Source organism: Mycobacterium sp. VKM Ac-1816D (genome assembly GCF_000416385.1).
Classification (GTDB): domain Bacteria; phylum Actinomycetota; class Actinomycetes; order Mycobacteriales; family Mycobacteriaceae; genus Mycobacterium; species Mycobacterium neoaurum_A.
Window position 1 is genome coordinate 137403 of record NZ_AOHQ01000142.1, and the last position, 12677, is coordinate 150079.

At 66.7% G+C, this 12677-nt stretch carries 12 protein-coding genes; all 12 read right to left on the bottom strand.

Annotated elements, in window-relative coordinates; genetic code table 11:
* Positions 1-29: 29 nt before the first annotated feature.
* Genes G154_RS21640 through G154_RS21695 form a run of 12 tightly spaced genes read right to left on the bottom strand, consistent with a single transcriptional unit; the run spans position 30 to position 12676 of the window.
* A complete protein-coding gene (locus G154_RS21640; protein ID WP_019514198.1) occupies positions 30-860 on the bottom strand; it encodes an SDR family NAD(P)-dependent oxidoreductase in 831 nt (276 codons plus the stop codon).
* 9 nt (positions 861-869) lie between these two features.
* Positions 870-1547, bottom strand: a complete 678-nt coding sequence (locus G154_RS21645; protein WP_019514197.1) for a YoaK family protein — start codon at positions 1545-1547, stop codon at positions 870-872.
* Between the two features lie 23 nt (positions 1548-1570).
* Positions 1571-2338 (bottom strand): hypothetical protein, encoded by a 768-nt coding sequence (locus G154_RS21650; protein WP_019514196.1) that lies wholly within the window; start codon positions 2336-2338, stop codon positions 1571-1573.
* Positions 2305-2856 (bottom strand): hypothetical protein, encoded by a 552-nt coding sequence (locus G154_RS21655; RefSeq protein WP_019514195.1) that lies wholly within the window; start codon positions 2854-2856, stop codon positions 2305-2307. The genes G154_RS21650 and G154_RS21655 overlap by 34 nt, the downstream gene beginning before the upstream one ends.
* Positions 2853-3830, bottom strand: a complete 978-nt coding sequence (locus G154_RS21660) for an RDD family protein (RefSeq protein ID WP_019514194.1) — start codon at positions 3828-3830, stop codon at positions 2853-2855. Before G154_RS21660 ends, G154_RS21655 begins: the two co-directional genes overlap by 4 nt.
* Positions 3827-4510 carry a hypothetical protein gene (locus G154_RS21665; RefSeq protein WP_019514193.1) on the bottom strand — a complete coding sequence of 228 codons (684 nt, stop codon included), beginning with the start codon at positions 4508-4510 and terminating at the stop codon, positions 3827-3829. Before G154_RS21665 ends, G154_RS21660 begins: the two co-directional genes overlap by 4 nt.
* Positions 4480-6030 carry an MCE family protein gene (locus tag G154_RS21670; protein ID WP_023985067.1) on the bottom strand — a complete coding sequence of 517 codons (1551 nt, stop codon included), beginning with the start codon at positions 6028-6030 and terminating at the stop codon, positions 4480-4482. The genes G154_RS21665 and G154_RS21670 overlap by 31 nt, the downstream gene beginning before the upstream one ends.
* A gap of 6 nt (positions 6031-6036) precedes the next feature.
* Positions 6037-7179, bottom strand: coding sequence for a virulence factor Mce family protein (locus tag G154_RS21675; protein WP_019514191.1), 1143 nt, complete (start codon positions 7177-7179; stop codon positions 6037-6039).
* Positions 7176-8804, bottom strand: coding sequence for a virulence factor Mce family protein (locus tag G154_RS21680; protein WP_019514190.1), 1629 nt, complete (start codon positions 8802-8804; stop codon positions 7176-7178). Before G154_RS21680 ends, G154_RS21675 begins: the two co-directional genes overlap by 4 nt.
* 8 nt (positions 8805-8812) lie before the next feature.
* Positions 8813-10396: a virulence factor Mce family protein gene (locus tag G154_RS21685; RefSeq protein WP_019514189.1), complete on the bottom strand. Its 1584-nt coding sequence runs from the start codon at positions 10394-10396 to the stop codon at positions 8813-8815.
* Positions 10393-11424, bottom strand: coding sequence for an MCE family protein (locus G154_RS21690; RefSeq protein ID WP_019514188.1), 1032 nt, complete (start codon positions 11422-11424; stop codon positions 10393-10395). The genes G154_RS21685 and G154_RS21690 overlap by 4 nt, the downstream gene beginning before the upstream one ends.
* 31 nt (positions 11425-11455) lie before the next feature.
* The gene (locus tag G154_RS21695; protein ID WP_019514187.1) at positions 11456-12676 is read right to left on the bottom strand and encodes an MCE family protein; all 1221 of its coding nucleotides are present in this window, start codon (positions 12674-12676) and stop codon (positions 11456-11458) included.
* Position 12677: the final 1 nt, after the last annotated feature.

Genomic DNA, 12677 nt, shown 5'->3' on the forward strand with positions numbered 1-12677 from the left:
GCGGTCTGAAGCTTTTGCTCAGGAAACCATCAGGGTTGGCGCATCACGCTGCGCAGCAGGCGGTCTCGGACGGTTGCCGGCAGCCGTGTCAGCAAAGCCAGTTGCAACTTCGGGCCGGCCCCTACGGCATAGCGTGCGCGAGGCCGCTTTTCGGTGAGCGCCTTGATCACGACGCCGGCCACGCGCTTCGGATTCACCGCCATCCGCTGGGACACCGGTATCGACTTACGCATACCGGAGATGTGCCGGGCATAGAGCGCCCGGTGCTCCGGCGACAGCGCCGCTTCCGCATCGTCGACCATTACCGGCGCACGGCGCCACATGTCGGTGTCGGTCTGGGCCGGTTCGATCAGTACGACCGGGATACTCCACGGCCGCAACTCCATTCGCAGCGCATCGGCGGCCGCCTCGAGCGCGAACTTGGAGGCGGCGTAGGCGCCGACCATCGGTGTGGACAGCCGGCCGTTCACGCTGGAGATGAACAGCACCCTGCCCTGACTGCCGCGCAGCCTCGGCAGCACGGCCTGCGTCACCGCTAGCTGCCCGATGACGTTGACCTCCAGCTGTTTACGCCACTGGTCGGCGGTCACGGTCTCCACCGGTCCGGCGACGACGATGCCGGCATTGTTGACGACCGCGTCCAGCCGGGCGGGCAGGGCGGCGTCCAGGGCGGCGATGTGCTCGGCGTCGGTGATATCGAGGATCACCGATGAGATGCGCTGCGGATGGGTGGCCGTCAGCATCGCGCCGTCGACGGTATTGCGCACGCCGGCGATGACGTCCCATCCCGCGACGGCCAACTGCTCGGCAATCACGCGGCCGATTCCTCGGCCGGCTCCGGTGACCAGAACTGTGGGCATGGGCTCAGACTAGCCGGGCTGCCGCACATCCGGCCCGAGCGCGAAGACCAGACCGGCCGTCGCGACCATGACCGCCGCCAGACCGATGACAGGTGCGACGACGTAGAGCGTCAAGGTGGCGCCCAGGGCCGCGCCGGCACACATCGTCAGGACCACCGTGTAGCGCAGTTTCTCGCGTTGGCCGGTGCCGCCCGCGAGCCTGCTGTCGAAGCCGATGCCCACGATCGTCTGAGTGAGCACCGTGGTGGACAGTTCGGCGATGCCGAACTGCCGGGCCGCGGCGTTCTGGATCCCGAAGGTGACGGCCAGCCCGGCAATGAGGATCAACTTCGTGTCGTCGTGGTAGCGCAGCACACCGGTCCCGGCCAGGGCGGCGAGCGTCGTCAACGCCAGCACCTCGACGGTCAACGCCGCCGACATCCATCTGCGCACCGTGCCGAGGTGGCGGACCATCCGACCGCCCACCATCGTGCCCACGACGAAGCTCAGGAAGGCGACCAATGCCGCTGCCACGTCGACACCGGAATGCGGGACGAACCAGAATCCCAGGAAGATGACGTTGCCGGTCATGTTGGCGACGAACACATGTCCCAGGACCAACACACTGACCGCATCGACCAGCCCGGTCGAGAACGTCAGCAACAACAGCACGATGACCGTGCGGCGCTGCGATACCGGTGATTCCATGTGCGGACGTTACTGCCCGGAAGTCACAGCCGGGGGGTGAGGTCCAGCGAGGTGATGGCGTCCATCTGCGTGATGAGCCAGCGGGTGCCGTGCTTCTCCATGATCAGTCGGTAGGACAGGTAGCGCAGGGACGGGATGTTCTTGGTCACCGGGCTGGTGGCCACCGAATTGGTGTAGACGATCGCCGAGGCGTTGTTCGCGTCCATCGATTCGACCGCGGCACCGAGCACCTGCGTGTTGTTCGACACCTGTGCCTGCTTGTTCGGCGCGGCGATCGCGTCGATGTACTTGCGGTATTCGACCTGGAAATCCCCGCCCAGATACTTCGCGGCGCGGTCCGGTAACGCCTCCATATCGTCGGGGGTATAGGTCCACAGGGTGCTGATGGCATCGGCGGCGGTGCCCGCGATATCCAGTTTGACCTGCACCTGCGCCCGGTCGACCAGATAGGGCGCGGCGGTGGCTCCGGCGAATGCGGCGGCCGCGACGACGGCGATGGCCCCGACGGCCGCCAGGATCTTGACGCGTCGACCCGGCGGACGGTGCGCCACCTTCACCGGTTCGGCCTGCGCGTCGGTCTCGGTGTCGGTCTCGGTGTCGGTCTCGGTGCCTGAGTCGGTTTCGGTGTCGGACGCCTCATCGGCCGCCTCGGTATGCGCCTCGATTTCCGACGTGGTGTCCTGCCCGGGCTTCGGCTTGCGCTCCGACTTGGTCTTCGGCCGCGGGTCCGGTTCGGTCCCGCTCTCGGACCCGGTGGTCAGATCACCTGAATCAGTCGGCTGATCTTCCACTGCTGTCCTTCCTTGATCGCCGTTGCCAACCAACGACTTCCGGTCTCGATGGTCTGTTTGCCGTCGGGGGTGGTGCTGGTCATCTTGGTGGCCACCAGAACATCGGCGCTTCCGTCATCGTTCCACCGTTGGACGCCCGCCTCCAACACCGTGCCGGTGGTCGGCTCCAGGCGGGCCACCTGCAGCACGATCTCGTTCTGTTTTTCGGTGAAGGTGGTCTCGAACTCACCGGTGCCTTCGGCCTTGATCCGGTCGGCATAGTCGTTGGCGTTGAACGGATCGAGCGTCGTGTACGAGGTCATGAACGCGCGGACGTAGCCGAGGGCGTCGGCATCGCGGATGGCGGTCTGGCGGTCCGACTCGTGACCGACCACCAGGTAGGAGGCGAAGCCCAGTGCGGCGGCCATCAGCACCGAGACAAGCCCGCTGACCAACGGCAGACCCCAGCGCAGCGGCCTGCGCTCCGGCGCCACGAAATACTCGGTCCGGTCCGGATCGACCTTGCGGCGCGGGCTCATCCGCCGCTCGCCTGCATCTGGGGCCGGGTCAGCACCGACAGGTTCTGCACCTGCCACTGCTCACCGGACTTGACGAAATCGACCCGCACGGTCGCGGTGATGAATCGCATTGCACCGGGATTGCTGCCGCGCTGGCCCTGCATGGCCAGCAACATCGATGCGGTGGTCGTCGTCGGCGGAGGCGACTCCAGGACCGCGCTGTTGACCGACCAGTACTCGTTGGACACCAGCGGGGCCTTGCGCAATGCGTCCTGCTGTGCGATCAACTGTGGGCGGTAGCTGTCGGCGGCCAACGCGCGGGCGCGCTCGAAATCCTGATCCACGGTATCGGGGTTGTAGCTCAGCATCTTCTCCACGATGCCTGCGCCCTGAGCGGCGATCTGACCGCGGGCATCCTCCAGCGCCCGGTCACCGCGGTACACCACGAGGTAGCCCGCGGTCGCCGCGCCGACGCAGACCAGCGCCACGCCGATCAGGCCGAGCGCCACCGGTCTGCGCACATCGCGCTCCGGCTCGCCCACGCGGCGGACCTCGGTGCGCAGCAGCAGGTCGGCGAAGGTGCGGCGGCGACGGTCGAGTAACGGCCACAACCACCCCGCCAACAGCGGAACGGTGTCGAGCAGATGGGCGACATCGCGGACCATCAGCCTGCCGGTGTCGGGCGGGTTCTGGTCGCCGGACGTACGGAACACCCGGATCCCGGTCACGGCGCGGCCCGCGGTCCAGCCGGTGCGCACCGGCAGCACCCATCGGTTGCCCATCAGGATCAACCCGGTCAGCACCGCCAGCGCCGTGTAAACCCACCACAGCGCGCCGAGGAACGGTGCGGTCCAGGCCAGCATCGCCAGGATCACGATCAGCACCACACCGAACAGGACGTCGATGCCGAACGCGGCCGCCCGGGCCCCCCATGATGCCGCGGGCTCCTGCGGTGCCGGGTCCAGCTCGACCGCGTCGTCGAGGACTGCCGTCACGTGGTGACCTGCACGAGGTTGGCGATCTTGTACGTGCCGTCGGCGCGCTGCATGGTGACCCGTAGCCGATACCCCTGCTCCTGGCCGGCGGTTTCGCTGTTGGTGACCTTGGTCCGCACGGCGACCAGGACGTCGACCGACCCGTCATCGTGGTGGCGTTCCACCGCCGCCCGCAGATCTGCGACCTCGACCTGCACATTGGCGGCCTGATAGGCCTCCATCATCATCGAGCTGTAGAAGACGGCCTGCGCGCCGAAGTCGCCGGTCGAGCAGTCGACGATCCGGCCCTGCGCCGCGCCCATCGATGCCAGATCCGGCGCCTGGGTGGCGATGACGCAATCCTTGGCCGCCTGCAGGGCGACCGCGTCGTCGCGCGCGATCTGGTCGCTGCGCGCATTCCACTGGAGCAACAGATAACCGACCCCGGTCAGGGCGGCGGCGACGACGATCAGGACCACCGCGATGGCGCCAACCCAGCCGTTGCCGAGCCGTCCGGCAACGGAGGCCGAACCGGCATCAGCACCGGTGCCGGCGACCGTGTCGATATCGCTGTCGGTGTCCGTATCGGTGACCGTGTCCTTGACGGTAACCGTGTCCTCATCGGTGTCGGCCGCGGACTCGGCGGCCTTGGTTTCTTCGTCGGTGGGGTTCAGCCGGCTGGTGCCAGCATCTCCTTCCATCCGTTATCTCCTGGATTGCTCGAGTTGTTGACGGAGTACTTGACGCCGTCGGGTCCGACCACTTCACCGCTGGACGGGTTGTACACCGCGGCAGGACCTGCTGCCGGAGTGTAGATGCACGGATTGGGTTGCTGTCCACTGCAGGTGACGGTGCCCTGGCCAGGCGGGGTGAGCGGGTCACTGGTCGGCAGCGTGGTCTGCGGCGGAGGCAACTGGCTCGCCGGTAGCGGGTTCATACCGTTGTTGATCGACGGCGCCGGGATGACCTGACCGGGATTCACCGGACGGGTGCAGCGTGCGCCGGCAGCGGGGCAGTCCACGATCTGGTTCGGATCGCCGTACCAGGGGTTGGTGCCCAGCGGCACATAGGGCTCCTCGCCACGGCACTCCCGCGGGGTCGCCGCACGCTTGCCGGGGACGTCGACACACGGGTAGTTACGCGCGCCGCGCACCGCATTGGGTGCGTCCTTCGGGATCTTGCAGTACAACCCCGACGGCAGCGGCTCGGTCTTGGTGTCCGCCGGTGACCGCCACTGCGATGCGGGCAGGAAGCCGGTCAGGCACGGCGGCGGCGAGTTGATCCCCAGACCGAAGTGCAGCAGACCTTCCGGAGCGAAGATCGTCGCCGTCTGGGCGATCGCGGCACCCTGCGGGAGCACCACCAGCACCTGCTCGACGTTCTTGTTGTACCGCTTGAGCATGTCGAGGACGATCTCGAGATTGGCCAACGTCTGCGGTAGCGACTCGCGCACGTCACCGAAGACCGCGTTGAGCTGATCGGCCGTCGGTGCCGCCTGCTGCAGCCCGCTGCGCAGCGCGGCATCCTTCTCCGCAGTCTGCGCGCTGATGGTGTTCAGGTTGGCCGCCCACCGCGAGATGGCGTCACCCGAATTCACCTGGGACTCGATGATCGGTGCCGAGTTGTCGACGACATCGGTCAGCGCGGGCAGGTTCTCCCGGAAATCACCGGCGAGGTTCTGCGTCGCGTCGACGAGGCGCTGCAGGGACGGGCCGAGCCCGCCGACGGCCTTGGCGGTCTCGTCGAGCAGGACACCGATCTTCTCCTCCGGCAGAGCGGCCAGGCCGCGCTGCGCGGAATCCAGAGCGGGTCCCACCTCGGCGGGCACGGTGCCCTTGGTGATCGTGTCCCCGTCCTTGAAGTGCTGCGGCACATTATCGGGGGAGACCAGATCGAGAAACTGCTCACCGACAGCGGATACCGAGTGCACATCGGCGCTGGCGTCGATGGGCACCTGGGTGTCGTTGTTGATGTCCATCGTGACCCTGGCACCGGTCTCGGTCGGCTCGACCTCGATCACCTTGCCTACCGTGGTGCCGCGGAAGGTGACGTTGGCGGTCTTGTAGAGGCCGGCCGAGTTCGGCAGGTCCGCGTAGAGCCGGTACATGCCGATGCCGGCATAGGTCGGCAGCCGGAGATAGCCCAGCGACAGCACCACCAGCGCCACCAACGTCAGCACGACGAAGATGAGCAACTGCGTCTTGATCATTCGGGTCAGCAGCATGGCTCACTCCGACCTTTCGATCAGCGGACCGTTGGGCGCACTGTTCGGGTTGGGGGTGAACCGCACATCCGGCATCATCGTCGCCGGATCGCGGCCCCAGGCCTGTTCCAGTGCCCGCAGCATGCCCGAGATACCGGTACCCGACAGGAAGCCGTTGTCGATGGCACTGAGCGTCAGGTCGATGGTCAGCGAGACGTTGATGTAGTCACCGCGGATCGCCTTCGGAATGTTCTCGATGTTGAACGGCACCGTGAGCAGCAGCTTGAGCGCACCGACCAGATACGGCGAGGCCTTGGCCAGCTCGCGCAGCGGGCGCTGCAGATTCTTCAGGTTGGTGTTCAGGTTCGCGTTGGTGTTGCTCAGCGTCTCGTCGGCCGTCGCACTGAGCCGGCCGAGCGAGGTCACCGCATCGGCGAACAGATCCCGGGTATCGGCGAAATGCTTGATCAGCGGCGGGAATTCGGTGAGCACCCGGTCCAGGGTCTCGGTCCGCTTGCTGACGATACCCAGCAGTCGGTTGGTCGAGTCGATGGCGCGGGTCAGGTCCTCACGCTGCTGGTTCATCTCGTAGGTGAAGGTGTCCAGCCGGTTCAACAGCTCCCGGATCTCGCCGGAACGCCCGGTCAGGATGGCGTTCACCTCGTTCTGGATCACCTCGATGTTCGGGATACCGCCGCCGGTCAGGATGCCCGAGATGCTGGCGAGCGTCCGCTCGATGGTGGGAAACGCCGAGGACCGCTCCAGCGGAATGGTGTCCCCGTTGCGCAGCTTCTCCGGCGACGGGTCGTCGGGCTCGTCGAGTTCGACGTGCTGGGAACCCAGCAGCGACGTCTGCCCGATGCGCGCGAGCGCATTCTTGGGCAGCTCGACACCGGGCTCCAGGTCCACCGTCAGCAGCGGCGTCCAGTTCTTCAGCTCGATCTTGCGCACCCGGCCGACGAACACATCGGCCACCCGGACCCGGCTGTTGGCGTTGAGCGCCAACGTCTCCGGCATCTGGATGTAGATCGTCGTGCTGCCGTTCTGGGTGCCTGGGCCGCCGGGCAGCGGGACGTTGGCGATACCCCGCCACTGCCCACACCCGGTCAGCATCAACCCGGCAACGGCCAGCGCCACCGTCCGGGTGGCGATCTTCTTCAGCTTCATCGTGCACCTGCCTCTGCCGGCAGCGCCGGTCCCGCCGGGGCCGCTGGGGCCCCCACGGGCACGGCCGGCGGCGGATTACCCGGGATGACACCCGGCGCCGGTACCGGCGGCGGTCCGGGCTGCGGATACCACGGCGGGGGTAGCGGATTGTTCTGGTCGTAGGCATTCGGGGGGCCGGGCAGGTTGCCGCCCGGGGGCACCCCGAAGGCGGGCGGTGCCGGCGGCGGCACGATATCGGGGCCACCGAGCAACGCGGCCAACGAGTCCGGGGTCAGCATGTTCGCCGTGAACGGCTGCACCTCGACGCCCTGCATACCCGGTGCCACGATCCAGCCGGGCTCGTGGTTACCGTGCGAGAACAGGGTGTCGCGGGAGAAGATGCCCGGCACCGTGGTGTCCTTGTACCCCGGGGGCGGACGCAGCCGCGGCTCGGAGTAGGCGATCTGCTTGGGCAGCGTCATCGCACCGGCCGCCAGGTTCGTACCGAACGGCAGGTAGTTGAACTTGATCGCGTCCATGATCGGCGCCAGGTACTGCGCGCAGAGCTCCGCGGAATCCTGGTAACCCATCCGGCTACCGGCCTGGATGGAACTGCAGATGAAGTTCAGCGGATTGGAGAAGTTGGTGACGCCGGGCAGCACCGGAAGACCGACGATGCCACCCTGGTTGGGCGCCACCACGTTGACGACGTTGGCCACCAGGTTCGGGTAGGCGTGCAGGCCGGTCTCCAGACCGTCACGGGGCTCGGGCTGCAGGATCGCGGTGGTGACATCCGACAGGTTGTTGATGTCGTTGGTCAGCGGGGTCGCGTTCTCGTCGAGGAACGTCCTCGTCGTGGACAGCAATGTGTTCAGATCGTCCAGCGCGTTGGCGACCTCACGGTCGGTGTTGGTGAACGAGTTGGTGAACTGCGCCAGGTCGTTGTTCAGCGCCACGAACTGTTGATCGCTCTTGTGCAGCGCGTTGACGAACACCGCGAGGCTCTTGACGATGCCGACGAAATCACCGCGGCCCTCGTTCAGCGCGGTCAGGGCGTCCGAGAGGCCGGTGAGCGTCTTGTTGAACTGCTCGCCCTTGCCCTCGAAACCGTCGGCGAACGATTCGACGATATCGCCGAACGGGCCCTTGGGCTGCTCGGGTGTGGGGCCCAGATCGGCCAGCAACCGGGTGATCTGGTCGCGCAGCTGGTCGTACTCGACCGGGACCTGCGTGCGGTCCTCGTCGATGACCGCGCCGTCCTGCATCGCCTCACCGCCGGTGTAGGGCGGGGAGAGCTGGATGACGCGGGAGGCCACCAGCGACGGGTTCAGGATGGAGGCACTGGCGTCCGCGGGCACCTTGTACTTGCTGTCCCAGTGCAGCACGACCTTCATCCGGTCGCCCTGGGGTTCGATGGAATCGATGGCCCCGACCTTGACGCCCATGATGAGCACCTTGTCGCCGGGGTAGAGCGCCAGCGTCTGCGGGAAGTAGGCGGTGACCGTGGTGGTGGTCAGCTTCTTGTACACATTCCACCCGACGGCGGCGGCACCGACGGCCACCACGAGCACGATCACGCCGAGGATGACGCTCGCCTTGGAAAGCTGCGGCAGCTTGACGTTGCGGATGTTGAAGATCGTCGACATGCGGCGCCCTACCCTTCCTGCGAATTGGGCGGGAGGAACGGCGGATTGCCGGGCAGCGGCGCGGTGCCCGCCGGCGAGAGCTGCTCACCGGGTCCCGGTGGCGGCGGCGGTCCGGGCAGCGGCGGCGGCAGCGGCGCGCGGCTCGGGATCGGTCCTGGCGGGGCCGGAGCCCCCGGCGGACCGACCGGCACGGTGCGCGCTCCGGGCGGGCCCGGCACCAACGGCACCGGTGTGCCCGGCACGTTCGGCGGCAACTGGCCGGGGATGCCGGCACTCGGGACACCCGGTGTCGGTCCGAGTCCGTGCACGTTCGGATCCGAGGTCTGCACGCCCACCGGCGGGGCGAACCCGCCGGGCACCGGACCGTAGGGTCCCTGGCTGAGCTGTGCGCACGGCAGCGGATTGCCCGGGCGGGGCAGGCCGTCGGCGGGCGGGGTGTATGAGCACGGCGATCCGGGCGGGACGGCGGGGCCCGGGAACTCCGGGGTGCCCTCGGTCACCTGCGGTGCGGGCGGCGGGGCGCCGTTCTCGAACCGCTGCCCGTTGGGATCGGGGAACTGGAAGGCCGGCAATCCCGCATTGCGCCAGAACTCTTCCGGGTTGATGCCGCGCTTCTTGAAGGCGGCGTCGACGAAGGGCTGCAACAGGGTCGGCGGCAGCAGGTTGGCCAGCATCACCTTGAAGTACGGGCCCGACGCCAATGCCTCGGCAAGGGAGGTGATGAACTTGCCCGCGATGGACAGCGTGTCGGCGAGGTCCTGCTTACGCTCGTTGAGCGTGTCGCTGATGGTGTTGAGCTGGGTCAGCACCTTGTTCAGATTCGGGTTGTCCTGGATCAATCCGGAAACCTGTTGGGACACACCCGAAATCCGCTCAAGGAGCATGTTCACCGCATAGCTGCGCTCGTTGACCGCGGCCAACAGGGTCTGCGCGTTGACCAGCAGGGCGTTGACCTGGCCGCTGCGGTCACCGAGCACGGTGGCGATCTTGTTGGCGTTGGCGAGCAGCTGCTTGAGCTGCTCGTCGCGCTGACCGAGGGTGTCGGAGAACCGCTGCACCCCTTCCAGAGCCGCACTCAGGTGCGGGTAGGTCTGGTCGACCGTCTCGGACAGCACATTCAGGGACTGCTTGACCGCCTGGGTATCCCAGCCCGCCGTTCCCTGGGTGACGTCGAGGAATGCGTCGTAGATCTGATACGGCGTCTGGGTCTGTTCGACGGGCAGGAAACCACGCGGTTCGAGGATATCGTCGCCGCGGGGCTCAATCTCGATGTTCTTGCGGCCCAACACCGTATCGGTACGGATCGCGGCCCGGCTCTCGGTGCCGATCTGCATCCCGCCGAGGGTGTAGCCGATCTCGACGCGGTCGCCCTCGATCTCCATGCTCTGCACTGTCCCGACGTCGACGCCGGCGATGCGCACCTTGTCACCGACGTTGAGACCGCCGGTGTCGTTGAACTGGGCGTAGTACTCCGGGACCGCGAACAACATCGGCACGGTGGTGATGGAGGAGCCGACGCCGATGACCAGTGCCACGGTCACCACGCCCATCAGACCCTTGCGGATCCGGTCGTTGCCCTGGATGGTCCTCATTGCGGGGTGCACCTTCCCGTCGGCTGGGTGGTGACCCGCACCGTGCGGACCGGTCCACCCGGCTGAAGACCGTTGAGCCGCAGGGAGAGATCGCAGGCGTAGAAGTTGAAGAAGTCACCGTAGATGCCACCGGCGCGGCCGATGATCTTCAGCGAGGCCGGGATCTTCTGCACGATGTCGTCGACCTGGTCCAGCTGGTCGACCAGCGGCTGCTGGATGGTCTCCAGGTAGCCGAACGAATCACGCAGCAACGGTCGGTTGTCGGCCAGCAGATCCGACAACGACCCTGCCGCATCGCTGATATCGGCCACCGACGCTCCGATCGGATCGGCCCGGTTCTTCAGTCCGGTGATCAGCGCCTCGAAGTTCACCAGGGTTTCGTCGAGCTGCTTCTGGTGTTTGACGGTGGTGTCCAGCACGGTGTTGAGGTTGGTGATCACCTCGCCGATCGCCTGGTCACGGTCGGCCAGTGCCGAGGTCAACTCGGCCGTCTGGTCCAGGATGTTGTTGATGGTGCCGCCCTGACCCTGGAAGATCGTGATGATCGAGTTCGCGATGTTGTTGACCTTGTTGGAGTCAAGGGATTTGAACAACGGACGGAAGCCACCGACGAGCGCGTCGAGGTCCAGCGCCGGCTCGGTGCGCTCCAGCGGGATGGTGCTGCCGGCGGGTAGCACGGTATTGCTGTCGCCGCGCCGCAGTTCCACGTAACGGTTGCCGATCAGGTCCAGATACCGGATGGCAGCGGTGGTTTCGGAGAACAGTTGCAGGTTGCGCTCGACCTCGAAGTCGACCCGTACCCGCTGCCCACCGTCGATGAGGGTGACGCCCTCGACCTTGCCGACCTCGACGCCGTAGGCGCGCACGAACTGGCCGGTGCGCAGGCCGCTGGCGTTCTCGAAGATCGCCGAATATCCCGTCGTGCGGTCGAACCGCAGTTGGGCGAACACCACGAAGATGACCGCGGTGAAGGTCAGCAGCACCGCGGAGATGGCGCCCAGCTTGAAGAGGGTTCCCTTGATGCTCATGGGATACGCACCTGTCGAATAATCGCGTCGCTCATGGGTTGATCGTGTTCTCCCCCACTTGGCGTCCCCAGACGTATTCCTGCATGATCGGCTGTCCGAGTTCGAAATGGTTGTACGGCGCGAGGCTGGCACCGGTGTCCATCACCAGGTACGGCATCGGCCACAGGTCACGGGTGATCGGCTGCCAACAACCCGGGCGTCCGCCGGGTCCGCCGGTGGCATTGACGCGAGGAAGGTTGTCGGGGAACACATACGGGTTGCCCACACCCACCACCGACGACTTGGTACGCAACGAGTAGCCGTTACCGCCGAGGGCATCGGCCAGCTTCGGGGCGCTGTCATGGTAGTTGCGGATGGTGCAGAACAGCGCCGGGCTGTGGTAGTCCAGCAGTTTGGAGGTCGGCAGCAGGTCCTCGGCGCCGCGGACCAGGTACGGCCCGCCGCGCTCGAAGATGTCGGCGCCGGTGTTGCCGAATCCGACCGCGGCCATCAGCGCCTGGTCGATATTGCCCTGCTCGGCGTTGAGTGTCTGCGCGGTGGTCACCGCGTTGGTCAGACCGTCGAACAGGTCCGGCGCGGCATCGGAGTACACATCGGCCAGATTGGCCAGACCCGTCACGTCCCGACGGATCTGCGGCATCCGCGCATTCAGCTCGCCCAGGATGTCATTGCCGTCGACCAGCGACTGTCCGAACTTGTCGCCGAGCCCGTCGAGCGCCTGGGCAGCCGCGGTCAACGTCTGGTTCAGCTTCACCGGGTCGATCTGTTGGGCGATCTTCATGATCGTCTCGAACAGCGTGTTGAACTCGGTGGTGGTACCGGTGGCCTGCACGGTGTCCCCACCGGACAATCGCTGCGCCGACGGATCGGGCGGCGAGAGGAAGGAGATGTACTTGTTGCCGAAGACCGTGGTGGCGCGCAGCTCTGCCTGCACGTTGGCCGGGATCAGCGACAGGTACTTCGGGTCGACATCGAGGGTCAGCTTGGCCTGCGGGACGTCGCCGACGGTGACGACACCGGACTCGGCCAGCCGCCCGATCGGCACACCGTTGAAGGTGACCTTCGATCCCGGGTCCATCGCCAGGCCCGCCCGCTCGGCCATGACGGTCAGCTGCACGCGCTTCTCGAAGTAGCCGCGGAACTGCAACCAGGTCAGCGTCAGGACGAGTGCGCAGACGAGAAGCAGGACGACACCGGCGACCTTGTAGGGCGGCGTCTTCGGCTTGACCAGAGGTGCGGAGGGCTGGGTCATG

Bases quoted from the DNA above. Each gene is read 5' to 3' on its own strand.
- G154_RS21680 (WP_019514190.1), bottom strand. From the start codon at position 8,804: ATGTCGACGATCTTCAACATCCGCAACGTCAAGCTGCCGCAGCTTTCC.
- G154_RS21655 (WP_019514195.1), bottom strand. From the start codon at position 2,856: ATGAGCCCGCGCCGCAAGGTCGATCCGGACCGGACCGAGTATTTCGTG.
- G154_RS21640 (WP_019514198.1), bottom strand. From the start codon at position 860: ATGCCCACAGTTCTGGTCACCGGAGCCGGCCGAGGAATCGGCCGCGTG.
- G154_RS21665 (WP_019514193.1), bottom strand. From the start codon at position 4,510: ATGGAAGGAGATGCTGGCACCAGCCGGCTGAACCCCACCGACGAAGAA.
- G154_RS21695 (WP_019514187.1), bottom strand. From the start codon at position 12,676: ATGACCCAGCCCTCCGCACCTCTGGTCAAGCCGAAGACGCCGCCCTAC.
- G154_RS21675 (WP_019514191.1), bottom strand. From the start codon at position 7,179: ATGAAGCTGAAGAAGATCGCCACCCGGACGGTGGCGCTGGCCGTTGCC.
- G154_RS21645 (WP_019514197.1), bottom strand. From the start codon at position 1,547: ATGGAATCACCGGTATCGCAGCGCCGCACGGTCATCGTGCTGTTGTTG.
- G154_RS21690 (WP_019514188.1), bottom strand. From the start codon at position 11,424: ATGAGCATCAAGGGAACCCTCTTCAAGCTGGGCGCCATCTCCGCGGTG.
- G154_RS21685 (WP_019514189.1), bottom strand. From the start codon at position 10,396: ATGAGGACCATCCAGGGCAACGACCGGATCCGCAAGGGTCTGATGGGC.